Below are 25,406 nucleotides of genomic sequence, written 5' to 3' on the forward strand. Positions count from 1 at the left end.
AGCGTTCATCCTGAGCCAGGATCAAACTCTCCAATAAAGTTAGTTTGTCTAGCATCTAAAAATAAAAATTGACGTTTCACGTTGTTTGTTTCGTTCAGTTTTCAAAGAACTTGTCCGCCGCTTCATAAGCGACTTCATCATATTAACATCTTCATTTTTCGATGTCAACAATGTTTCTTAATTTCTTTTTGTCGTTTTCTGCGTTTCCGCATCAGCGACGTTTATTAATATACCATCGTGATTTCGAAATAACAAGTACTTTTTATAAAAAAAACAAAAAAAAATCACCTATCCTACTTTCTTCTATGTAAGGACTCCTTATCCTCTCTACTGAAAACAGGTATTTTGATTGTATACCAATACACTCCGAGCAACCAAACTGTGGGTCACAATAACTTCTCAGATTTTCATTCTCTTCTATATTAAAGTTCATAATCATTTACTCCCTATAGAATAACGACATAAATTAGCCGTAAGAAACGAATCCATCCACATTAAAAAGCAATTCGAACGAACAATTTCCTCCCCCATCAAAAATTGCACTTTATACAAATAATACAATCTCACCAAAAACATTAACTTAAGATTGTTGTTAGAATTTTTTTACATTTAATTAATGAAAAATATCCATTTTTTGTTATATAGTAAGAGAGTGCCCACAAAACTATAAATACTAATGGAGGAATTATCTTATGGATAGGTTAACAAAATTTTCATTAAAAAACCGAGCTGCTATTATTATCATGGTTTTTCTCATTTCCATACTCGGTGTTTATTCCGGCTCTAAATTACCTATGGAATTTTTACCAAGCATCGATAACCCTGCAATAACTGTCACAACATTATCTCAAGGGCTCGATGCTGAAACGATGACTAAAGACGTAACTGATCCCCTTGAAAAACAGTTTCGTAATTTAGAACATATTGATGGCATCATTTCCTCCACACACGAAGGATTATCACGCATCGACATTGCATATACATCCAAGGCAAATATGAAAGATGCAGCACGCGAAGTCGAAAAAGCAATTAATACGATTAAATTACCTAAAGATGTAACTAAACCTGTAGTTAGCCAATTAAATACTTCTATGATTCCACTCGCTCAAATTACCATTCAGAAGCAAAATGGATTTTCAAAAGCTGACGAAAAACAAATCGAGAAAGAAATCGTACCACAACTCGAAAGCATTGATGGTGTTGCCAATGTCATGTTTTTCGGAAAATCAACTTCCGAATTATCCATCGTTCTTGATCCTAACAAACTAAAAGATAAAAACGTAACATCAGAGCAAGTATTAAAAGTTGTACAGGGAAAAGAAACTTCCACTCCCACTGGAGCAATTACTGTTAATAAAGAAGAATACAATCTTCGTGTCATCGGGGAAGTAAAAAATATAAATGAGATTAAAAACATCACTGTAGCACCTCAAGTGAAATTGCAAGATATTGCTCAAATTGAACTGAAACAAAACTACGATACAATATCACACATAAACGGAGAAGAAGGAACAGGATTAATCATCATGAAAGAGCCGAGTAAAAACGCGGTTGCAATTGGAAAAGAGATTGATAAAAAAATTAAAGACATAAGTAAGCAATATAAAGATCAGTTTTCTATTAAACTTTTAGCCTCAACTCATGAACAAGTTGAAAATGCTGTTACTAGTATGGGAAAAGAAGTAATCCTTGGCGCAATCGCCGCTACTCTAATTATCTTAATTTTTTTGCGTAACTTCCGAACGACACTCATCGCTGTTGTCAGTATTCCATTATCTATTTTATTAACACTCTTTTTACTACACCAATCTAACATCACACTTAACATTTTAACTCTCGGTGGCTTAGCAGTTGCAGTTGGACGTCTCGTCGATGATAGTATCGTTGTCATTGAAAATATTTTTCGCCGTTTACAAAAAGAACCTTTCTCTAAAGATATTATTATCGATGCAACGAAAGAGGTTGCCGTCGCAATCACTTCTTCTACTTTAACAACGGTCGCTGTTTTTTTACCTATCGGCCTCGTATCAGGAGTAATCGGAAAATTAATGTTACCTATGGTATTAGCAGTTGTATATTCTATCCTTTCTTCTTTAATCGTCGCATTAACAGTTGTTCCACTTATGGCTTTTTTACTACTCAAAAAAACAAAGCATCGCAAGCCGAGCTCTTCACCACGATATGTAGCTACATTAAAGTGGGCTCTTTCTCATAAATTTATTATTCTACTAACTTCATTTTTATTATTTGCGGGATCAATCGCTGCATATATATTACTACCAAAATCGAACATAAAGTCCGAAGATGATACAATGTTATCCGTTAATATGACGTTTCCAGCTGATTATAATTCTGAATCTCAAAAACAAAAAGCCTTTGACTTCGAAAAGAAACTACTCTCTAATCCTGATGTAACAGATGTTATTTTACGAATGGGATCTAGCGCAGAAGATGCACAATGGGGGCAAACGACTAAAAATAATCTTGCCAGTATATTTGTAGTCTTCAAAAAGGGGTCTAATATCGACCAATATATTAAAGACTTAAAGAAAGATCATAAATCTTTTGAACCTGCCGAACTTGATTATATAAAAACGAGTTATTCAAGCTCTGGTGGGGGTAACAATTTACAATTTAACGTAACTGCTACTAACGAAACGAATCTAAAAAAAGCCGCTAACATCGTCGAAACAAAACTAAAGAGTATGGATGCTCTCTCTAAAGTAAAAACGAATTTAGAAGACTCTAAGAAAGAATGGCAAATTCATATTGATCAAACAAAAGCCGAACAATTAGGTTTAACCCCAGAATTAGCAGCACAACAAGTAGCATTCCTTATGAAGAAATCGCCTATTGGTGAAATTTCAATTAACAATGAAAAAACTACTATTATGATAGAGCACAAAAAAGAAAATATTAATAAACAAACAGATATTTTAAACGCAAACATACTGTCACCTATTAACGGACCAATTCCTTTAAAGGATATTGCAACTATTTCAGAAAAACAACTTCAAACAGAAATTTTCCATAAAGACGGAAAAGAAACAATTCAAATTACCGCTGAAGCCTCAAGTGAAGATTTAAGTAAAGTAAGCGCAGAAGTAAACAATGCGATAACCAACTTAGATTTACCTAGTGGAGCAAAAGTAAATATCGCCGGTGCCACTGAATCTATGCAAGAGAACTTCACAGATTTATTCAAAATCATGGGGATTGCAATTGGGATTGTATATTTAATTATGGTTATCACCTTTGGGCAAGCGCGTGCTCCTTTTGCAATTTTATTCTCCTTACCATTAGCTGCTGTCGGTGGTATTTTAGGATTAATCATTTCAAGAACACCTGTCGATATAAATTCTTTAATCGGCGCATTAATGTTAATTGGGATTGTCGTCACAAATGCAATTGTATTAATAGAAAGAGTGCAACAAAATCGAGAAAATGGCATGGAAACAAGGGACGCCTTACTAGAAGCTGGGTCCACGAGACTTCGTCCAATTATTATGACAGCTGTAACAACAATCGTTGCTATGCTCCCTCTCCTATTCGGTCAATCTCAAGCAGGGAGTATGGTATCAAAAAGTTTGGCAGTTGTTGTAATTGGCGGTTTGGCAGTCTCAACTGTTCTTACATTAGTAGTCGTTCCTGTTATGTACGAATTACTGGATAAAATCGGTAGAAAAAGACGTTCACGCAGAAAAATCAGTACTTCTACAGAAACACCTGATATTTAAAGTGAAAAGGCGTTATCTTCACGAATGAAGATAACGCCTTTTCTTTACCTACCCATATAATCCATCCTTCTTTTGCGCATATCGCTCTATAGGTTGACCAAAGTCTACAATAAGATATTCGTTATTTGAAGGTCTTTTACTCCCCCCTTTATATCCATTTCTTCTATATTAAAATACAAAAAGAACCCCCTACTTATAAATAGAGAGTTCTTCTTTATAACTTATGCCGCTTTTACCTTCTTCGTCGTTTTACTTTTTCTTTTCGTTCCTGTAAAACGCTTATGCAATACAGATGCTATCAAGCGTGAAATAACATTGAATAGTAATACCATAATAATTAATACAGCTGCAGATTTTGTCGCAATCAACTTCGCATCCGGGATAATCCCTTCAGAATTCAACTTCCAAATATGAACCGCTAACGTTTCAGCTGGTCTAAATGGATTTAAAGGATGCGCAGGACTTGAGAAGTCCGCTGCTGAATTTAAAATTGGAGATGTTAAACCCGCTGTGTAAATTAATGCCGCTGCTTCACCAAATATACGGCCAGCCGCTAAAATAACACCTGTAATAATTTGCGGTAATGACGACGGGATAATAATACGCGCGATCGTTTGCCACTTTGTCGCACCTAATCCAAGACTCGCCTCTTTTACATTATGAGGAACTTCTGAAATCGCATTTTCACAAACACGCGTTAAACCTGGTAAGTTTAAAATAGTTAAAGCTAAAGCACCACCCATTACCGTGTATCCCCAGCCTGTCATTGTAACGAACACTAACAAACCGAATAAACCAACAACAATAGAAGGTAAAGACGCCATTGTTTCAATACATAAACGAACAAAACTTAAAAATCGACCTTGTTTTGCATACTCCGCTAAATATATTCCAGCACCTAATCCAAGAGGAATAGATATAATAAGCGTTATAACAAGCATATAGAAGGAATTGAATAATTGCGGACCAATCCCACCACCAGCTCTTGTATTGCTTGGTTCTCCAAACAAGAAATTAGGATCCCAAAATCCCCATCCCTTTTGTAAAATTTCAAACACTAAGAACACTAGCAAAGCTACAACTAAAGCCGCAACCGCATAAAAGATACCTGTCCAAACTTTATTTACCGTTCTTGCATTCATTATTATCGCTCACCTCTTTGACCAATCGCTCGAATTACTAAAATAAACAGGAATGAAATAACAAGCAAAATCATCGCTAATGTCCATAGCGCATTGTTCCAAGCTGTTCCGTTCAATGTATTCGTCATATCCATTGTCAGAATACCCGTTAACGTTGCTGTTGGACTATATATTCCTTCTGGTAATTTAATCGTGTTCCCGATTACCATTTGAACCGCTAACGCTTCACCAAAAGCACGCGCTAATCCTAAAACTATACCTGTTAAAATCCCCTGTTTTGCAGCAGGAACAATCACTCGACTAATCGCTTGCCATTTCGTTGATCCTAGACCATAAGAAGCTTCTAAATAATCAAATGGAACAGAGCGTATTGCATCAGAAGCGATACTAGCAATAGTAGGTAATATCATAATACTTAGGACAATAATACCCGCAATTAAACTAAAGCCCACTCCTCCAAACGAATCACGTAATAGCGGCACTAAAATCGTAACCCCTAATAATCCGTATACAACTGAAGGAATACCAACTAATAGTTCTAAAACAGGCTTCAATACTTTATTTCCGAACTTCGGCGAAATTAAATTCATGAATATAGCAAGAGCTATAGCAATTGGCGCACTAATAATAACTGCACCTATCGAAACCAATGTTGAACCTATAATAAAAATTACAGCTCCGAAGGTTCCTTCGTCAGCATTCGGATTCCATTTTGTCGATGTTAATACCTCAGTAAATGAGATACCACTTTGCGTAAAAGATTGAATTCCTTTACCACAAATAAACGCAATAATAGCTAATGTAACTAAAACAATAAAAATACCACAAAACGTAACGAGTGATCTTCCTATATATTCACTCTTTACGTAATTTATTTGTTTTTTCCCCTTCATCACAGGACAGACCCCACTTCATAAATTGAAATGAACAGGACTGACCTTGCAGCCAGCCCCATAAATTTTATTACTTATTTAATTTAGACATCGGAATGTAACCCATATCTTCTACTTGCTTTTCGAAATCTTTACCTTTTACATAGTCAATGTAAGCTTTTGTTGCTTCTTTTGCCTCACCTTTTGTTACCATGTACTCGTAAGACCAGAATGGATATTTACCAGCAGCGATGTTCTCAACTTTTGGTTCAGATCCATCAATTTTAACCGTTTGTAGCGCACCTTTTTTCTCACCAACCATGTAAGACATTGCTAAGTAACTCACTGAACCTGGAGTAGAGTTAATCGCTTGCTCTACAGCACCATTAGAATCTTGTGTCGTACCAGTTCCATCATTAATTTTCGCGTCTTTCATCACTGTCTTTTCAAAAGTAGCACGTGTACCAGATGAAGCTGGACGGTTAATTACGTTGATTTTTTCGTCTTTCCCGCCAACCTCTTTCCAATTCGTTACTTTTCCAGTGAAGATATCTTGTACTTGTTGTACTGTTAAGTTATCAACTTTTACATCTTTATTTACGACAAGCGCGAATGCGATACCCGCAACTTTGTTATCTACTAATTCTTTTGCTTTATCAGCATCTTTTATTTTATCTCCAGATGGAACATCCGAATTACCAATTTGTACTGCACCAGATGCTACTTGGTTAATCCCTGTTCCACTACCGCCACCTTGAACTTGAATAGAAACTTTTGAATTTTTCTCCATGAATTTCTTTCCAGCTTCCTCTGCAAGAGGTTGAAGCGCTGTAGAACCTGCAGCTGCAATCGTACCTGACAATTCTTGTTTTGCATTATCGCTTCCTTTAGCATTATCTTTACTAGCTGTATCTTCTGCTTTCCCACATCCAACTAATGCTCCTGCTACCACTAAAGCTGCTAAAGAAAATTTAATACCCTTTTTCATAACCATGTCTTGTACCCCCATTTGGATTATCACTTTTCACATTCGTCTACTTTTTTCGAACACAAATTCATTGTAGGACAACAATATTATGTGAGTGTTAAGCAATTTTTAATTTTAAGTAAATGGCGATAATAATCCTAAAAAGCTAGGAATCCCAACATTTGTAGTTACAGAACCCAACAAAATCCACACTAAACGAGCTGTAATGTAAATTTATTCTTAATAATGTAAACTCAATGTAAATGTTTTTCTTTCTTTTCACCTTTTAGTTAAAAATACATTTACAAATCCACTATATTTTTAACTTTTACAATCTCATTTTATTTACATTAAACAGAATTTCAGTATTTTTTTTAGTACAACTAAATAAATTGGAACAATTCTAAAAATAATTGAATATTTTTAAAGTACTAATTGACAGCATCATTCAATGTAGTCTACTATATTAGTAGCAAAAAGTTTACCTAAGGAAACTTTTTAAACTTAAACTAACAATATAGAGATGAGGTAACTTTTATGGTATCGGCTAATACAAGACCACTTTCTGCATTTAAAACAGGAGAGTTTGTACAAATTGAGAAGATACAATTAGAAGGAACTATGAAACGACGTTTATTAGATCTAGGGTTTATCCCTGGGGCAACGATTAAAGTATTACAGCGCAGTCCACTTGGAGATCCGGTCGCTTATCAAGTAAGCAATACAACTATTGCACTGCGTAAAGAAGAAAGCTCCCTTATTTTCGGGGTATTAATAGGAGATGATTTCAGATGAGCAACCACCGTATTGCTTTAGCTGGCAACCCGAATACCGGGAAAAGTACATTATTTAATACTTTAACAGGCTTAAAACAACATACTGGAAACTGGACGGGAAAAACTGTTTTAAAGGCCGAAGGGGAATATGAACATAACGGAAATAAATATACATTAATAGATTTACCTGGAACTTACTCACTATATTCAAATTCTGCGGATGAAGAAGTGGCGAGAGATTATATTATCTTTGAAAAGCCAGAAGTCACTGTAGTTGTTATAGACGCAACTGCTATGGAGAGAAATTTAAATTTAGCACTCCAAGTGATGGAAATGACGAGCAGCGTAGTTATTTGTATTAACTTAATTGATGAAGCTGAGAAAAAAGGCATCGTTATTGATGAAAAGAAATTAGCAACATCACTCGGTGTACCGGTAGTGAAGATTTCAGCTCGAAACCGAATTGGTATCGGGCATTTACTAAATGTCATCGCTAAAGTAGCAAATAAAAAACTAATTCCAACACCAATTAAAATTACTTACAGCGAAAAAATCGAAAATATGATTCAGGAATTAGAACCACAAATTTATAAAGTGTTCGGTGATGCGTATCCAGCACGCTGGATTGCGTTACGTATATTAGATGGAGATAAAAATTTCTTAACTACACTTCAAAAACACCATAATGAACCACTTGTAAGGGAGGTCGTAATAAATGGAATCTCACTCAGCCAGTAAAGCTCTTCCATTGGACTATATTATTCAACATGCACAAACACTATCAAAAGAAGATATACGAGATGATATTGTCGGAGATATTTACCGAACATCTGCAAGCATATGTAAAGAATCTGTTCAATATACAAATACTGATAAATTGTATCGTTCTGAAAAACTAGATAAAATTTTCACATCTCCAATTTGGGGATTTCCAATTATGCTAGGCATTTTATCTATTATCTTTTATCTTACAATTGCAGGCGCTAACGTACCATCTGATATGATTGCTGAGTTCTTTGGATGGGTAGAAGGATATTTAACATCTTGGTTCCAAGCAATGCATGCACCTGAATGGTTACATGGTATTTTAATACTTGGTTTATTCCGTGGTATCGGTGCTGTTATTAGCGTTATGTTACCACCTATGGCAATCTTTTTCCCTATGTTTGCACTATTAGAAAACTACGGATACTTACCACGTGTTGCATTTAATATGGATCGTTTATTTAAGCGATCTGGTGCTCATGGTAAACAATCTTTAACAATGGCAATGGGATTCGGTTGTAATGCAGCTGCCATTATGTCAACGCGTATTATCGAATCGCCACGTGAACGTATGCTTGCTATCTTAACAAACAACTTCGTTCCATGTAACGGTCGCTGGCCTATGCTAATTTTAATGGCTTCACTATTTATGGCTGCTGGTTATACAGGTAGTATGCAAACATTTGTTACTGCTGGCGTTGTAGTTGGAATGGTTGTAATTGGTGTTATTATGACGTTAACCGTTTCTTGGGTACTATCGAAAACAGCTTTAAAAGGCGTTCCAACTCACTACACACTTGAGTTACCACCGTACCGTAAGCCAAAAATCTGGAATACAATTGTACGTGCAACACTCGATAAATCCATCTATGTTTTAAAACGAGCTATAGTTGTAGCTGCTCCTGCAGCTGCATTAACTTGGTTACTCGCTAATATTTTCATCGGTGACACAAGCCTGCTTATGTATTTTGTAAACTTCCTAGATCCATTCGCTAAAATGTTAGGACTTGACGGCTTTATTCTAGCTGCATTCATTCTTGGACTACCAGCTAATGAAATTGTTATTCCGATTTTATTAATGTCTTACTTATCAACTGGATCTTTAACTGAAATAGATGATTTTAATCAGATTAAAAATCTATTCTTAGAAAACGGTTGGACTTGGTTAACAGCGTTAAACACAATGTTGTTCTCCCTTCTTCATTTCCCGTGCGGAACGACACTAGTTAACATATATAAAGAAACAAAAAGTGCAAAATGGACATTCTTATCGTTTGCAATCCCTACCGTTATCGCCATTGTTGTTACATTCCTCTCTACACAATTGGTACATTGGTTAGGGCTTGTATAAAGTGAAACTTTACTCAGTAGGGGCTTGTATTAGCCCTCACTAATCAGGCGTGTACGGGTAGTTGACTTCCTATCTAACACCTTGTTCCCACCGAATTTTTTAGGTAAAAGTCTTACTGCCCATTAACGCGGGAGAAAAACAAAGCATACATAGAAGGTATCCCCCTCCACATATGCTTTGCGCGAAAGAAACCTGAAAATCATTCAGGTTTCTTTTTTTCTTTCCACGGCTGCGCCCCATACGTTGTGAGTTTTTTATGGATGAAGTATATGGTTCCCGGAAGAACCGCCATTAATATCGTGCAACTAATTCCTAATCCAGTAAACAACTTTCATCACCTTATTTCACTCTCTTCGGTAAAGCTGAGCCTGAATGTTCAATTATCGGATGAACATGAACAGTAATTTCAGCATCACTAAAATAATTCTGACCTTGATCCCAATTCTTACTTATTTTTTTCCACTCTTTATAATTATGTCTCTTATACAATTCCCCTAATTCTAATACATCTACCTTATATTTTTTTTGAACAAGCTTAATCGATTTTTGGATGCGTTTCTCCATTTCCTCCGAAATATCCTTCTCTAAACGCTTTTCATTCAACACCTTTTTATGATCACTAAAGTGCAACTCCGCCAATGTCCCTTCCAGAGATATGTGAATATCAAATTTTGGTTTTGTAGCATTCGTTGTAGATACTTTAATTTTCCGACGCAGCTTATGAATTTCATATGTAATAAGTTGATCCTTTTTACGAATGGTAAAAAAACCTCCAATTTTTTTACCTATTATATAATTCATCCCTAATGTTTCTTCCCCACCCAAAATACCTACACACTTATTATCCTTCCCGCGAAACAACGCTGCCCCGTTCATTTGTACCCCTTGTTTTGTTAGTTCGAGAATAGGTAATACAAAACTCCGATTGGAAATCATCTTTTCCTGGACTTCACCAATTCTTGCAGCCTCAATCATTTGGGCATTTTTCGGAGGATGTTCAGCTAACATATCGATATACTGCGCTGGCAAATTTTCAGGCTTGGCACTCTGCTTTAAAATAGCTTCTGCATTTTGCTTAGAAACGAACAAACGAATATTCCTTCTCATTTCATGATCGCGAATATATACATCTAACGTATTTTGCAAAACATATGGATTCGCTAGTAAATCTTTAGAAAAAATAATCACTTGTATATGCGGAAAGAATAATGAACGACTAATTTTTTTTGCGATAATTCGGATTTGCTCAAAGACACTATCTGCTTTCGCACTAACATTAATATAATTTTCGCCATCTCCATCACCTTGTCCACCTTGTTGCGACAATTTACTGGGGAGTACCATCTGATACGTCCCTTTCATAATTGGATTTGCTTTCTTTGCCTTTACAATATCGTAAGCTGCACCTACTACAAATCCTCTTTCTTCTATTTCTTCTAACTCAGAGCACCCACTTATAGATCCAGCTAAAACCATAACCATTATTATTTTAAGAAGGTGTTTCATTTTTACCATTCCTTCTTTTTATTTTATATACAATAAAAACTAACAAAGGCGCTAACACGACAAACCCCATATCTATCCAAGCTAAATAAGTCCCATAACTTGACAATTCCTTCAAATTACTAGGTATCATATTCACCATAAAAATAATCGGGGCACTGACAAAAATGAAAATATGTTTCTTCACTTTTGGAAACATAGCACAAAATAATAAAGATGCGACGTCATAATACATTGCTGTCGTGTTATAAATAGTAATAATCCAAGTAGTAAAAAAAATTGCATCAAATCTTTCTAAAAACCCTCCACCAATTTCAATTTCTTTTCCTAGTTCAATTGTTGGATATGTCAATCCACGTGTTGTCATATATGTAAAAACACTAATACAAGTTACATAAATTAAAATGTATGACAATACGTTCACCATCACCGCTTTTGCAACTGCCATTGGCGCTTTTTTCGCTGCCTTATCGTTCAACAACACAGCATAAAACAGAGCTACCTCAAATCCGATGAATGTAAAAATAGAATTTTTAACTCCTACAGCATATTGACTGACATTCGTTTGAAAAGCCGGTAGTAAATTATCTATTTCCATTAAGTTTACATTCAATAAAGAAAGAAGCACTATCGCAATTAAAACAATTGGCAAGAATAGAACATTTAACCTTAATAAAGCCGCTCTCGATCCAGCTACTCCATAAATAACAACTAATAAGAAGAAGAAAGACAATAGCTGTATTGGTGTATCACTAAATAAATATGTTTGTGAAATAACCGCAATCATTCGCGATTCATATGCTGTCAAAGCTGCAAATGTTAATACTAAGATGCTACTAATTGTGTATGCAACAGGTTTCGTCAAATGCGCACTCGTATATTGAACAAAGTTTTGTTTTGGGAATAAAATAGCTACCCTCGTTACAAACCAACCTAAAACCGCACATATCAATCCACCCAAAAGTAAAATAATCCAACCGTCCGAAAATAAAGTTTGATCAGCAATATCTCTCGGCATAGACAATGCCCCTATACCAATAATGGTTGACGATACCGCAAACCCAATTTCCCGAGATCCTATCTCTTCATCGCCATACTCAAATGGTTTCAATTATTTTCGCTCCTTTGGACGTATTGTAGAATCTTTTGTTTGTAAATATTCCGGTCTCTCTTTCAACATCGATTTTGGCATACGAATAAGTTCTTCTTTCCAATCTTTGTAAAATGCAGGAGCAATAGGCGTTGTATAAGGAATACCAACACTCTTTAAATTCGTAATATGAATCGCAAGTGAAATAAGAGCTAAAATGATTCCGTACAATCCAAAAGCAGTTGCTGCTAATACAAAAACAAAAAGTAAAATGCGAAACGTAATTGTAATGCTATATACAGGCAGTGAAAATGTAGCAATTGCAGTAACTGCAATAATAATAACTAAGAACGGGTTTACAATTCCTGCATTCACCGCCGCTTCCCCAATTACAAGACCGCCTACAATCCCAATTGTTTGTCCCATCGGTTTTGGCAATCTAATTCCCGCTTCTCGTATTAACTCCATCGTTAATGCCATCATTAATGTTTCAATATATGCCGGAAATGGTACCCCTTCTCTGGCTCCCGCAATAGAATAAGCTAGTTTAGATGGGATAAGCCCTTGATGATATGATACAAGTGCTACATACATAGCTGGTAGCAAAACTGCCATTATACCAGAAATCATCCGTAAAACTCTCAATAACGTTCCAATCACCCAGCGCTCATAATGATCTTCGACAGATTGAAAAATATCAACAAATACAAGTGGAGCTATAAGAGCAAACGGTGATCCATCCACCAAAATAGCCGCCTTTCCTTTCGCTAATGAAGCCACAATATTATCAGGCCTTTCCGTATTTAAAAACTGCGGAAAGGGTGACAAATTATTATCTTGAATTAATTGCTCAATCGTTCCCGTCTCAAAAATGACATCTGTCACTATGGATTGAAGACGCCGATCTAGTTCTTTTACAATATACGGGTTAATAATATCTTCTATATATACTAAGGTTACTTCTTTCTGCGATCGTTTCCCCATAATATAAGATTGAAACCGTAACTTCGGATCACGTAAACCACGGCGAATTAACATTTTATTTACATTAATATCTTCATTTAACCCAACTCTTGGTCCACGTATTAAATCTTCTGTCACTGGAGGCTCTAGACTTCTTTTCTCCCAAGCTCTACTGTTAACAACAATAGCCGTTTGAATATTATCAATTAATATAACTGTATCTCCCGCTAAAATCGCATTTATAATATCCGGAAATGTTGTTTTCATACCGACTTCTGCGATAGAAATAAAGCGATCCAATAACGTTTGAACAATAACTGCTTCTTTTTGTATTTCTTCATATTGAAGCGTACGAACTACATATTTATAAACATTATCCTTATCTGTTAACCCACATAAAAAAATAACAGCGCAGCGCGTTAAACTGCCAGCAAGAGCAACTTCTCTAATTGTTAAATCATTAGGTGAACCTAACTCATCTCTTATTTTCTCCATAACTTCAAACAAGTTACCTTCTAACTCTAACAATTCCCCCACCTAACTTCCTTTTCAACAAGTTTTTAGTTAGATTCCGCTAATAGAAGAAAATATATACAAAAAAGAGCTATCTCTTTTCAAAGATAGCTCTCGTGCACAGGTTATTTTTCTACTATTATATTGTCTGTTTTTATAGATACTCTTTTCTTAATCCCACTCACTACAAACATCACAATCATATTCATTAATAATGCGATTATACCTACGTTTAAATCTTTTATATACTGCGGGAAACTCGGAAACATCGTAGCTATAGTAGAACCAGATAAAGTAATATATGCAACAACTAACAGACCAATCGCCATTCCTGCAATCGCCCCTTGCTTCGTAATAATTTGACGTGGAAACAAACTAAATACAAGTGCAGGAAAAAGTTGCGTTACAATACTGTATCCCATTAAAAGGAGAGCTCCTATTGTTTCCCCTCCTTTAAATGTAAATAAAACTGCTATAAACGTTACTACAGGCACAAATAATTTTGCTACTTTGGCCACTTGTCTATCTGAAGCAGATGGGATCATCGTTCGGTAAATATTTTTCGCTAACAATGTAGACGCGGCCATAACAAGCATGGATGCTGGAACTAATGCCGTTAATACCCCAGCACTACCAATAATTCCAATAAACCAAGGATCAAAAGTTTGTAAAGCAAGACGGAATAATGAAAGATCTACATCTGCTCCCTTTAATCCAGGAACTTGCAGGATAGCAGCAAACCCTGCAAAAAATACGAAAAGTAAAACTAAAGAGTACAATGGCATAATTGCCGCATTTTTACGAAATACTTTTTCATTTTTAGCAGAGAAAGCAGAAGCAAATGTATGAGGCCACATATAAAAACCTAGGGCCGTTAATATAATAGTAGAAACAAACCAAGAAATACTCATCCCTTCTTCAGGTAAAGATAAAAATCCTGGTTTCGCAGCTTCTACAGCTTCGAACATCGGCTGAAACCCTCCGTAATAATGATACGGTAAATATATACCTAAAAACATAACAATAAACAGGATCATAATGTCCTTCAAAGCAGCTGTCCAAGCTGATCCATGTATACCTGAAACCATTACATATATAGTTATAACAATAGCGCCCATCCATACTGCAACAACAGGTGATACCCTTCCATAAGAAGCTTCTGAAACGATAATCCCCAATCCCTTCAACTGTAAAACAAGATATGGGATGATGGAAACAACACCAACAATTGAAACAATCAATCCAAGCGCTTTACTTCTATATTTCTTCGCAAAAAAATCTGGCTGTGAAACAAGGTTATGTTCTTTCGCATATTTCCAAATTGGCGGTAATAAGAAATACGATAAAATATAAGCTAGTGCGCCGTAACCTAAAATATAAAAAGTAGGCGCTCCTTTACTATACGCCCATCCACTTCCTCCTAAAAATGTGAATGTCGTATAAATTTCGCCTGCCATAAGGAGAAATACGAAAATCGTTCCAAATCCTCTTCCTCCAACTGACCATTGCTCTAAATTCATATCTTTTCCACGCTGCGCCCGAATACCTAAAAATAGCGCTAGAAATAAGAATAAAATAATGATAAATAATGCTGTCATTCCATATCCCCCTTATTAGCAGGATCGAATACGTACACAACCCCCATACAAAGAGAGGTAATAAGCACCGATAATAATACCCAAAATAATAAAAATGGCATCCCTAGTACGTAAGGAGTGACCGAATTTGCAAATACTGGTCCAACTACTAAACAAAGAACGGGAATAAGTGCTAGCACGTGTATTTTCTTCATCTCATTCTCCTTTATTTATGAAATTCATAATGGATGATACAAACACTTCCACGCCAATCGGCAGTGCATCTTCGTCAATCGTAAAACGAGGATGGTGATGAGGATATATAATTCCCTTCTCTTTATTTCCTGCTCCGATAAAAAAGAATGTCCCTGGTGCCTTTTGTAAAAATGCTGAAAAATCTTCTCCAGCCATCGTTGGTTGTAAACGAACAATCCTGTCTCGTCCATAAAGTTGCAATGCCGTGCGTTCAATAAGCTCTGTAACTTCATAATCATTTACAACTGGTCGGTATCCATATTCATAAGAAAATGTATATTTCGCTCCGTAAGATTCTGTAATATACTTTACAATCCGTTCAATCTTCCCCTCTGTTTCTTCTCTCAACTCATGTCTTAAACTCCGCACTGTTCCTTCAATTTCCGCTTGTTCTGGAATCACATTATGGGTTGTTCCGGCATGAAATTGCGTAACAGATACTACGAGAGAATCTAACGGATTCGTGAGGCGAGATACAATTTGCTGAAGTTGTGAAACAACTTGTGTACCGATTGCAATACTATCAATAGTTTCATGAGGGATTCCAGCATGCCCACCCTTGCCCTCAATCGTGATTTTAAAAACATCCGGCGCAGCCATTGCCGCACCATAAATTACACCTATTTTACCAACCTCTAACGACGCCCACAGGTGAGCACCAATAATATAATCCACACCTTCCATTACCCCCGCTGCAACCATTTCCTCTGCGCCACCAGGAAAATTTTCTTCTGCATGTTGGAATAGAAAACGAATCTCCCCTTTAACCTTCTCTCTTTCCTCTACTAACTTATGTACCACACCAAGTAATATCGCCATATGTCCATCATGACCACATGCATGCATCACACCTTGATATGTCGAAATAAAATCAAAATCATTTTCTTCATGAATAGGAAGAGCATCCATATCAGCCCGGACCGCAATTGTTTTACCGGGCTGTTTACCTACTAACTTTGCCATCACACTATATTGAGTCGGTCGTGACACTTCTAAATATGGGATTTTTTGAAGTATGTCGAACACAAACTGCGATGTTTTCTCTTCTTGAAAAGATAACTCTGGATACTTATGAAAATGCCTTCTCCACTCAACCAACTGATTTTTTGACAAAACAAGTTCCTTTGCAACATCCATTTCTCTTCTCTCCTTCTTCACCAAGTTAAATGTTATTATAACGCGAATTATTAACTTTTAAAAGAATATTCCGAATTTTCCGTGTTATAGACTTAAAAATAAAAAGCCATCTAAAAGATGACTTTTTCCTTATTACAAAATAGTAATTGCTTGTTTTCCCATTTGCTCCCAAGCTTTCTCAAATTCCGCTCGTGGAACAGCCAAACGTGGATTGTTTTTAAGAGGATCATTTACATATACAAAGTTTTGATCATATCCAATTACTACTGCACTATGCTCATAATATGTAATTTTCACTTCACCTGAACTCGTATTCCATGTTTCAAAACTACTTTCAGCTAGTGGCTTAAACGTTGTATTAATAATGACCCATACTGGAGATCCAGAACTAATTACTTTATATATATCTTGCATGTCTCTACCTGTTAAATTAATTACTTTTTCAGGAACATATTTTTCTGCTAAATTAAAGATTGGTTGATTATATACACCATATCCAGGTTCAGCCTTCGTATAAATGTTTCCAACGAATCCCTCATAAGGATTTCCACGCAAACCATTTTGTTCAAATGGAACACGATGGATTTCGCTAGCAAGCTGCATCTTATCTACTTGTACACCTTTATATTGCAGTAACATAGCCAAACTTGTCACTTCACATCCACGAGGTAATTCTGGTAATTGTTTTATAAATGGAACATCTTCAATCATAGCTGATTCTTTCATTTCAGATAGAAAATCTAAGCGTAGCACTTGCGCCTTTTGTATAATTTTATCTTTCCCTATAAAAAACGCGGTCGCAAGTATAATCCCAAAAACAAAAAGATATTTTAACTTTTTCATTATAAACAAAACTCCATTAATTATTATTTTACAGACACAACTCTTATCATTGTACCCTTCTTCTAACTAGTTTGCTAGAAAGATTCTGTGAATTATTATTCACATTTATATCGTTATAAAATTCTAATTATTTTTAATAAAAAGAAAAAACAATATACTTTTTCGGAACATTTTGCTAAAATCGAAATTATTAACATAGTGAAGATATCACCTTGTTAATAAACATTCTTAGAGTATTTAGTCATAGTTCGTTTTTTACATACTCCATTCATTTCATAACAAATAAATTGAGTATGTGTCACATCCCCCGCTAATGATTAAACACTCAGAATGAAAACCAGTTAATACATACAAGAAAATAACGGGGTGAGGGGCATATGAATCAACAAGTAGAACAAACAAATTTAAAACGTACAATGAAAAGTAGACACTTATTTATGATCGCACTTGGTGGCGTTATTGGAACTGGACTATTTATGGGATCTGGTCAAATCGTCCATAACGCTGGACCTGGTGGTGCAATTCTTGCATTTTTAGTCGGTGGATTTGTTATGTATTTAACGATGTTATGTCTTGGTGAATTATCCGTTGCTATGCCAGAAGCAGGTTCGTTCCAAAGCTATGCAAGCAAATTTATTTCACCTGGTTTTGGATTTGTTGTCGGTTGGATGTATTGGTTAAATTGGGCTGTTACAGTTGGAGTAGAGTTAACAACTGTAAGTATTTTAATGAAACGATGGTTTCCAGACGTTTCTTCGTGGATTTGGTGCGTTACATTTGCAGCAGCACTTTTTCTTGTGAACGCTCTATCAGCAAAGGCATATGCAGAAACAGAATTTTGGTTCGCAAGTGTAAAAGTTGCAACAATTGTTATTTTTGTCGTACTTGGTGGTGCAGTTATGTTTGGTCTACTAGACTTTAACGGAAAACCCGCTCCAATGCTTCACAATTTCACTGAAAATGGCGGTCTATTTCCAAATGGTGCATTAGCTGTTCTTCTTACAATGATTACAGTAAATTACTCCTTCCAAGGAACAGAATTAATCGGAATTGCTTCAGGAGAAAGTGAAAATCCTGAAAAAACAATTCCAAAAGCAATTAAAAACACAATTTGGCGAACTCTATTCTTCTTCGTCCTAGCAATATCAGTTGTTGTAGGGTTACTCCCATGGCAAGAGGCTAATCTAGTCGAAAGTCCATTTGTACTTGTATTTGATGTAGCTGGTGTTCCATATGCAGCAGACATTATGAACTTTGTTATTATTACAGCCGTATTATCCGTAGCTAATTCTGGTTTATACGCAAATTCTCGTATGCTTTGGGCGATGGCAAAACAAGGAATGGCAAGTCCAGCTTTTACGAAGTTAACTAAAAAAGGGGTACCACTGAATGCACTCATTTTCAGTCTTATTTTTGCAAGCCTTTCTTTATTAACAAGCGTGTTTGCGGCAGATACTGTCTTTCTAGTTTTAACATCTATTGCAGCAATGGCCGCCGTTGTCGTTTGGATGTCAATCGCGGCTTCACAGTTTTTCTTCCGTAGAAATTTCGTAAAAAATGGCGGCGACATAAATGACTTAAACTATCGTACACCGCTCTATCCAGTAGTTCCAATCGTAGCGTTCTCACTCAACTTTATTACATTTGTTAGTTTAGCTTTCATTCCAGATCAGAGAATCGCTCTTTATTGCGGAATTCCATTTATGATTATTTGCTACATTTTATACCAAGTTAAATATAAAAAAGTTGTCACATTTGAACAGAAAAAAAGTATAACTCAGGAAATAAACTAAATATACAAAATATTCAGCTATCTTTCTTATAATAAGATAGCTTTTTTCTATTTATTGGATATCTTGGTATAACTTTATTTATCTTAAAATTTTCACAATCACGTTTTTCTCTGGAAAATAGTTTACAATATAATCAAGTTACAAATGATATTCACCTTAAAAAGTGTGCATTTGTGTCTATTTTTTAACAATATCTCAAAAACTATTGCCTTCTATAAATTAATAGGTTTATATTGTTTTATTGGCATAGTTTCAATCCAAGGAGAAAGGAGATTTTCAATCGTGCAACTAAAGAAAGCATTTTGGAAGTTGGCTTCGCTTCTTCCGTTATCATTACTTCTGTTCCTCGGTGGCTGTGATAAGAAACTCGCAGTATTAAATCCGCAAGGACCTGTTGCAAAAGCACAGTATGATTTAATTGTTTGGTCATTCTTGCTTATGTCATTAATTATCGCAATTGTATTCATCCTGTTTACAGTCATCTTGATTCGTTATCGTGAAAAACCAGAGAATATGGACTACGAGCCACCTGAACAACACGGTAACACATTATTAGAAATTATTTGGACGCTTGTTCCTGTTATTATCGTTATCGCATTATCGATCCCAACAGTAAAAGCAACTTATGCTTCGGAAGAGGTTCCGGAAGAGTCCAAACATATTAAACCAGTTGAAATTTATGTTACATCTGCAAACTGGAAATGGTTATTCAGTTACCCAGAGGAAAAAATTGAAACCGTTAACTATTTAAACATCCCAGCTGGTGTACCAATTCAATTCAAACTGACTTCTGTCGGCCCAATGAATGCTTTCTGGGTACCAGAACTTGGTGGTATGAAGTACACAATGGATGGCATGATTATGGATCTTTATTTACAAGCTGATAAGCCAGGTTCTTACCTAGGCCGTAGCGCGAACTTCTCTGGTGAAGGATTCACTCACATGGAGTTCGAAGTTGAAGCAAAAACAAAAGAAAAGTATGACAAGTGGGTAAAAGAAGTACAACAAACTGCTCCTAAACTAACAGAAGATAAGTACAACGAAATTGTTAAACCTGGTGTAGTTGGTCGTATGACATTCTCTAGTCATCACTTAAGTTATGTAGATCCAAAATCACTTGAATATTGTGATTACAACTACTACAAAAACAAAAAATAATAGCTATTATTCCAACAGATTGGAGTGAACACAGTGAAGCTTGATGAATTCTTTGTCACAGGTGACCCGATTATTTACGGTGCAGACGCTTCTATCGTTCTTGTGACATTAGCAATCATTTTCGTACTAACAAAGTATAAAAAATGGAAGTGGCTTTGGGATGAATGGTTGACAACTGTTGACCATAAAAAAATCGGAGCCATGTATATTATTTCTGCGGTTATCATGTTATTCCGTGGTGGTATGGATGGTTTAATGATCCGTGCACAATTAACATTCCCAGAAACAACTTATTTAAACGCTGAACACTATAACGGAATCTTTACAACACACGGTACAGTTATGATTCTTTTCATGGCGATGCCATTCGTTATGGGATTAATGAACCTTGTAGTACCATTACAAATTGGTGCTCGTGACGTTGCATATCCGTTCTTAAATGCTTTAAGTTTCTGGTTATTCTTTGTCGGAGCAATGTTATTTAACATCGCTTTCGTAATCGGTGGTTCTCCAGACGCTGGGTGGACTTCTTACTTCCCAATGGCAGGTACAGAGTTTACTTCTGGTGTAGGAAACAACTACTACGCAATTGCATTACAGATTTCAGGTCTCGGTACGCTAATGACCGGTATTAACTTCCTTGTTACTATCTTAAAAATGCGTACACCTGGTATGACTTTAATGAGAATGCCAATGTTTACTTGGTCAATCTTAATTACAACAATTATCATTATTTTCGCTTTCCCAGTATTAACAGTTGCTCTTGCATTAATGACATTTGACCGTCTATTCGATGCTCACTTCTTTACGATGGCGAGCGGCGGTATGCCGATGTTATGGGCCAACCTGTTCTGGGTATGGGGTCACCCTGAAGTATATATCGTTATTTTACCGGCATTCGGTATTTTCTCTGAAATCATTAGTACATTCTCACGTAAACGTCTATTCGGTTACAGTGCGATGGTATACTCAATGGTTGCAATTTCTTTACTAAGTTTCGTCGTATGGCTTCACCACTTCTTCACGATGGGTGCAGGTCCAGCGGTTAACTCATTCTTCTCGATTTCGACAATGGCGATTTCGATTCCAACCGGGGTTAAGATCTTTAACTGGTTGTTTACACTGTATAAAGGACGTATTCGTTTTACAGTTCCAATGCTTTGGTCATTGGCATTTATTCCAAACTTCGTAGTCGGTGGGGTTACAGGGGTTATGCTTGGAATGGCAGCAGCTGATTATCAATACCATAACAGCTACTTCCTAATTGCTCACTTCCACTACGTATTAATCGCAGGTACAGTATTCGCTATGCTTGCTGGATTCACATTCTGGTATCCAAAAATGACTGGTCATATGTTAAATGAACGCCTAGGTAAATGGACATTCTGGATCTTTATGAGCGGATTCAACATCTGTTTCTTCCCAATGTACTTCTTAGGTTTAGACGGTATGACTCGTCGTATGTACACTTACTCTGAAAGTCTTGGATGGGGATGGCTAAACCAAATCGCATCTGTTGGTGCGGTAATGATGGGTATCGGCTTCCTACTTCTTTGCTACAACGTAATTTGGAGTGCACGTCACGGTGAACGTGACACAACTGGAGATCCATGGGATGGTCGTACACTTGAATGGGCAACTCAATCTCCTGTACAACATTACAACTTCGCGAAGCTTCCTGAAATTAAAGAAGCTGATGCTTTCTGGTACATGAAAAAACGCGGAGAAACAGTTACACCAGCAGCAGAAGATTTAAAACCAATTCACATGCCAAGTAACTCTGGTGTGCCTATTATTGCGTCTTTATTCTTCGGTCTTGCAGGTTTCGCATTAGTATTTAGCTGGTTCTGGCTTGCAGCAATCGGCGGCGTTGGTATTTTAGCTTGCTTAATCTATCGTTCATTCGATTACGACGATGGTTACTACGTAAGTGTTGATGAAATTAAAGAAACAGAACATATAGCATGAGAGGTGAAATGACATGGCGGCTTTAGATAAAAGCTTACCTTTGGAATATCAATCCGAACAAAGCAGATTGAATATCCTAGGATTCTGGATTTTTCTTGGGGCTGAAATTATGCTGTTCGCAACACTTTTCGCCTCTTATCTAGTCCTTGCTGGTCGTACGGCAGATGGCCCAACTCCAGCACAACTGTTTGAACTTAAAACGCTTTTAATTCAAACATTACTACTTTTAACAAGTAGCTTCACATGTGGTATCGTAATTCACGAAATGCGTAAGCACAACCAAAAAGCAATGCTTGGATGGTTCATCCTTACATTACTTTTAGGTGCAGGCTTCCTATTCTTCGAGATTGAAGAATTCATTTTATACGTTGGTGAAGGCGCAACAATTCAAACAAGTGCTTTCCTATCTGCATTCTTCGTTCTTCTTGGAACGCATGGTGCCCACGTAACAGGCGGTATCATTTGGGCAATTTGTGTTATTATCCAAATTTTAAAACGAGGTTTAACACCAGTTACAGCTCGTAAAGTATTCATTATCAGCTTATACTGGCATTTCCTTGATCTTGTTTGGGTCTTTATTTACACACTAGTTTACTTGAACGGGATGGTGGCGTAAATGGGTCAAAATAACAACCAAGCAAACGGGCATGCGCATAGCGGATTCCCTTGGTCACACGTTTTCGGATTTATTTTATCGCTTGCACTAACGTTTCTAGCGTTATACGTGGCACTTTACACAACATTACCACTTTCAACAGTCTTAACAACTATTATCATAATGGCTGTTGCGCAAGCTTTATTACAATTAATTATGTTCATGCATTTAAAAGAAGGAGAAGGAAGAGTTCAAATTCTTACAATGATATACAGTTTCTTCGTTGCAACTGCAACAGTTGGTTTAACTGTATGGATCTTCTTCTCAATGTAATGTACATGAAAAAGACTGCTGAGATTCCTCAGCAGTCTTTTTTTATTCCCCTCCCCTATTACATCCACATTACGGCATTAACAGCAGAATCATGAAAAATATACTTATTATGACAAATGTTAAGAAAACTCTTTCTTTATGAAATCGAATCCATATGCGTTGATTTTCTACCTATTATATGGCTAAATAGGTACTATATTTATTTGAAGGGAGAGAACGCAATGGAACATCATACTTCTGTTCTATCACTTATGGTTGTAGTTGCAATCGCGTTTTTCGTTCCCCTTTTGTTACAACGCTTTAAATTAAAAGCACTTCCTGTCGTTGTTGCAGAGATCATCGCGGGAATCTTTGTAGGTAAAAGTGGGTTTAATATGATTGAGCCAGATATGTGGCTCCAAGTTTTATCAACACTAGGATTTATCTTCCTCATGTTTTTAAGCGGGTTAGAAATTGACTTTTCTATTTTTAAACAAAAAGGGAAAAAAAGTACGAAAAACGAACCGAACACATTCCAAGCAGCAAGCATTATTTTCTTGTTTATTTTCATCTTATCTTATGCCCTATCATTACTATTCGTATGGCTAGGATTTGTAGATAATGCAATGTTCATGACTTTAATTATTTCAACTATTTCTTTAGGTGTTGTCGTACCAACACTAAAAGAGAATAACTTAGGAAAAACCGCAATCGGACAAATCATTTTATTAGTCGCTGTTATTGCAGATTTAGTTACAATGATTTTACTCGCTGTATTTGTCGGATTAAATTCTGAAAGCGGCCAAAGCATGTGGCTCCTACTCCTTCTATTCGGAGCAGGTATTATCATTTACTTTATTGCAAAACGCTTCAAAAACATCCCATACTTAGATAGCTTAAAAGCTGGTAGTGTACAAATTGATACTCGAGCTGTTTTTGCACTTATCTTAATTTTAGTAGGGTTATCTGAATCTGTTGGTGCAGAAAATATTTTAGGTGCCTTCTTAGCAGGTGTACTCGTATCGTTATTATCACCAAATGAAGATATGGTTGAAAAACTTGATTCCATCGGATACGGTTTCTTCATTCCTATTTTCTTCGTAATGGTTGGTGTAAATCTAGAAGTCTGGTCTATTTTTAAAGAACCTTCTAGTATGCTAATAATCCCAATTTTAATTGTAGGACTCTTTATTTCAAAACTTTTACCATCACTCGTCCTACGTAAATGGTATCCGCGTAATATCGTACTCGGAAGTGCCATCTTATTAACATCAACACTTTCCTTAGTTATTGCGGCGGCACAAATTGGTGAAAAACTAGGAATCATCAGCCCAAGTTTATCCGCTTCTCTTATTTTAAGTGCAGTTATTACTTGCATTTTTGCACCTATATTATTTAAAAAGATGTTCCCAAAAGTGGAAACACCAAAACCGAAAGTATCTATTATTGGCGCGAGCAGAATTACTCTTCCATTATCACTTGATTTAAAACGAGAAGACTATGATGTAACGCTATATATGATGCGCCAAAATAAAATAAATGATGAGGAAGCGAAATCACATGACTTCCCTATCGTGAAATTAGATGATATTACAATTGAATCATTAACTGAACGAACAGCATTTGATGCAGATCGCGTTGTCGTTGCAACAAGCGATGATGAACAAAACTTATTATTAGCAGAACATGCGAAAGAACTAGGTGTTGAACATGTCATTGCAAGTGTAGAAGATCCACTTCTACAAGAAAAAGCAACACAAGAACATATCGCTGTATTCTCGACTATTAACTCTACACGTATTTTATTACGTGCTCTTATCGATAAACCGAGTCTCGTTCGTTTAATTACAACAGCGAACGAAACAGTACGTGAAGTTGAACTACGTAGCAATAAATATAACGGCATCGAGCTTCGTCGCCTTCCATTTTTAGGTGATGTACTTGTCATCCAAATTTACCGAGGTAATAAAGCATTAATACCGCATGGTGATACGAGGTTACAACATGGTGACACACTGCTTGTAACAGGTTCAAAAGAACATATTAATACACTAAAAAACATATTAGAATAGAAAATGCCCCTCACATA

The 25,406-nt window shown here is 36.2% G+C and carries 20 protein-coding genes; 10 read left to right on the forward strand and 10 right to left on the reverse strand.

The window, feature by feature from the left end:
• The first annotated feature begins 692 nt into the window (after positions 1-692).
• Positions 693-3,737 (forward strand): efflux RND transporter permease subunit, encoded by a 3,045-nt coding sequence (locus ACS2MN_RS23810; protein ID WP_000375557.1) that lies wholly within the window; start codon positions 693-695, stop codon positions 3,735-3,737.
• Between the two features lie 221 nt (positions 3,738-3,958).
• Here the strand turns inward: ACS2MN_RS23810 and pstA are convergent, their stop codons facing one another.
• The 3 genes from pstA to ACS2MN_RS23825 all read right to left on the reverse strand — a co-directional run bounded on the left by pstA (position 3,959) and on the right by ACS2MN_RS23825 (position 6,745).
• Positions 3,959-4,879, reverse strand: a complete 921-nt coding sequence (gene pstA / locus ACS2MN_RS23815; RefSeq protein ID WP_000994143.1) for a phosphate ABC transporter permease PstA — start codon at positions 4,877-4,879, stop codon at positions 3,959-3,961.
• Positions 4,880-4,881: 2 nt separating this feature from the next.
• On the reverse strand, positions 4,882-5,772 hold the full coding sequence (gene pstC, locus ACS2MN_RS23820) for a phosphate ABC transporter permease subunit PstC (protein ID WP_000676684.1): 891 nt from the start codon (positions 5,770-5,772) through the stop codon (positions 4,882-4,884).
• A gap of 70 nt (positions 5,773-5,842) precedes the next feature.
• A complete protein-coding gene (locus ACS2MN_RS23825; RefSeq protein ID WP_000245100.1) occupies positions 5,843-6,745 on the reverse strand; it encodes a phosphate ABC transporter substrate-binding protein PstS family protein in 903 nt (300 codons plus the stop codon).
• Between the two features lie 510 nt (positions 6,746-7,255).
• Between ACS2MN_RS23825 and ACS2MN_RS23830 the strand changes: the two genes are divergently transcribed.
• The 3 genes from ACS2MN_RS23830 to ACS2MN_RS23840 are packed head-to-tail and all read left to right on the forward strand — an operon-like array spanning position 7,256 to position 9,610.
• Positions 7,256-7,513: a FeoA family protein gene (locus ACS2MN_RS23830; protein ID WP_000252995.1), complete on the forward strand. Its 258-nt coding sequence runs from the start codon at positions 7,256-7,258 to the stop codon at positions 7,511-7,513.
• Positions 7,510-8,232 (forward strand): FeoB small GTPase domain-containing protein, encoded by a 723-nt coding sequence (locus tag ACS2MN_RS23835; RefSeq protein WP_000064957.1) that lies wholly within the window; start codon positions 7,510-7,512, stop codon positions 8,230-8,232. Before ACS2MN_RS23830 ends, ACS2MN_RS23835 begins: the two co-directional genes overlap by 4 nt.
• Entirely contained in the window at positions 8,210-9,610 is a 1,401-nt protein-coding gene (locus tag ACS2MN_RS23840) for a nucleoside recognition domain-containing protein (protein ID WP_000443611.1), read from the forward strand. The genes ACS2MN_RS23835 and ACS2MN_RS23840 overlap by 23 nt, the downstream gene beginning before the upstream one ends.
• Before the next feature lie 339 nt (positions 9,611-9,949).
• Here the strand turns inward: ACS2MN_RS23840 and ACS2MN_RS23845 are convergent, their stop codons facing one another.
• From ACS2MN_RS23845 to ACS2MN_RS23875, 7 genes are all read right to left on the reverse strand, one after another.
• Complete coding sequence (locus ACS2MN_RS23845) at positions 9,950-11,116, reverse strand: Ger(x)C family spore germination protein (protein ID WP_000681642.1); 1,167 nt, start codon at positions 11,114-11,116, stop codon at positions 9,950-9,952.
• A complete protein-coding gene (gene gerLB / locus ACS2MN_RS23850; RefSeq protein ID WP_000801987.1) occupies positions 11,100-12,224 on the reverse strand; it encodes a spore germination protein GerLB in 1,125 nt (374 codons plus the stop codon). The genes ACS2MN_RS23845 and gerLB overlap by 17 nt, the downstream gene beginning before the upstream one ends.
• Positions 12,225-13,703, reverse strand: coding sequence for a spore germination protein GerLA (gene gerLA, locus ACS2MN_RS23855; protein WP_103591133.1), 1,479 nt, complete (start codon positions 13,701-13,703; stop codon positions 12,225-12,227).
• Positions 13,704-13,804: 101 nt separating this feature from the next.
• A complete protein-coding gene (locus ACS2MN_RS23860) occupies positions 13,805-15,277 on the reverse strand; it encodes a sodium:solute symporter family protein (protein ID WP_346994851.1) in 1,473 nt (490 codons plus the stop codon).
• Positions 15,274-15,471, reverse strand: coding sequence for a DUF3311 domain-containing protein (locus ACS2MN_RS23865; RefSeq protein ID WP_000719867.1), 198 nt, complete (start codon positions 15,469-15,471; stop codon positions 15,274-15,276). The genes ACS2MN_RS23860 and ACS2MN_RS23865 overlap by 4 nt, the downstream gene beginning before the upstream one ends.
• Position 15,472: 1 nt before the next feature.
• Entirely contained in the window at positions 15,473-16,648 is a 1,176-nt protein-coding gene (locus tag ACS2MN_RS23870) for an amidohydrolase (protein ID WP_000382117.1), read from the reverse strand.
• A 132-nt stretch (positions 16,649-16,780) separates the two neighbouring features.
• Positions 16,781-17,491, reverse strand: coding sequence for a C39 family peptidase (locus ACS2MN_RS23875; protein WP_000734495.1), 711 nt, complete (start codon positions 17,489-17,491; stop codon positions 16,781-16,783).
• Between the two features lie 377 nt (positions 17,492-17,868).
• Between ACS2MN_RS23875 and ACS2MN_RS23880 the strand changes: the two genes are divergently transcribed.
• The 6 genes from ACS2MN_RS23880 (at position 17,869) to ACS2MN_RS23905 (ending at position 25,389) form a co-directional block, all read left to right on the forward strand.
• Positions 17,869-19,284 carry an amino acid permease gene (locus tag ACS2MN_RS23880; protein WP_098709921.1) on the forward strand — a complete coding sequence of 472 codons (1,416 nt, stop codon included), beginning with the start codon at positions 17,869-17,871 and terminating at the stop codon, positions 19,282-19,284.
• A 282-nt stretch (positions 19,285-19,566) separates the two neighbouring features.
• Positions 19,567-20,442 carry a cytochrome aa3 quinol oxidase subunit II gene (locus tag ACS2MN_RS23885; RefSeq protein WP_001176160.1) on the forward strand — a complete coding sequence of 292 codons (876 nt, stop codon included), beginning with the start codon at positions 19,567-19,569 and terminating at the stop codon, positions 20,440-20,442.
• A gap of 33 nt (positions 20,443-20,475) precedes the next feature.
• Entirely contained in the window at positions 20,476-22,410 is a 1,935-nt protein-coding gene (gene qoxB / locus ACS2MN_RS23890) for a cytochrome aa3 quinol oxidase subunit I (RefSeq protein WP_000762376.1), read from the forward strand.
• 13 nt (positions 22,411-22,423) lie between these two features.
• The gene (gene qoxC / locus ACS2MN_RS23895; RefSeq protein WP_000729311.1) at positions 22,424-23,026 is read left to right on the forward strand and encodes a cytochrome aa3 quinol oxidase subunit III; all 603 of its coding nucleotides are present in this window, start codon (positions 22,424-22,426) and stop codon (positions 23,024-23,026) included.
• Complete coding sequence (gene qoxD / locus ACS2MN_RS23900) at positions 23,027-23,338, forward strand: cytochrome aa3 quinol oxidase subunit IV (RefSeq protein WP_000531386.1); 312 nt, start codon at positions 23,027-23,029, stop codon at positions 23,336-23,338.
• Between the two features lie 221 nt (positions 23,339-23,559).
• Positions 23,560-25,389, forward strand: coding sequence for a monovalent cation:proton antiporter family protein (locus tag ACS2MN_RS23905; protein ID WP_000400000.1), 1,830 nt, complete (start codon positions 23,560-23,562; stop codon positions 25,387-25,389).
• Positions 25,390-25,406: the final 17 nt, after the last annotated feature.

This window comes from Bacillus cereus group sp. BceL062 (genome assembly GCF_051780025.1).
Classification (GTDB): Bacteria; Bacillota; Bacilli; order Bacillales; family Bacillaceae_G; genus Bacillus_A; species Bacillus_A toyonensis.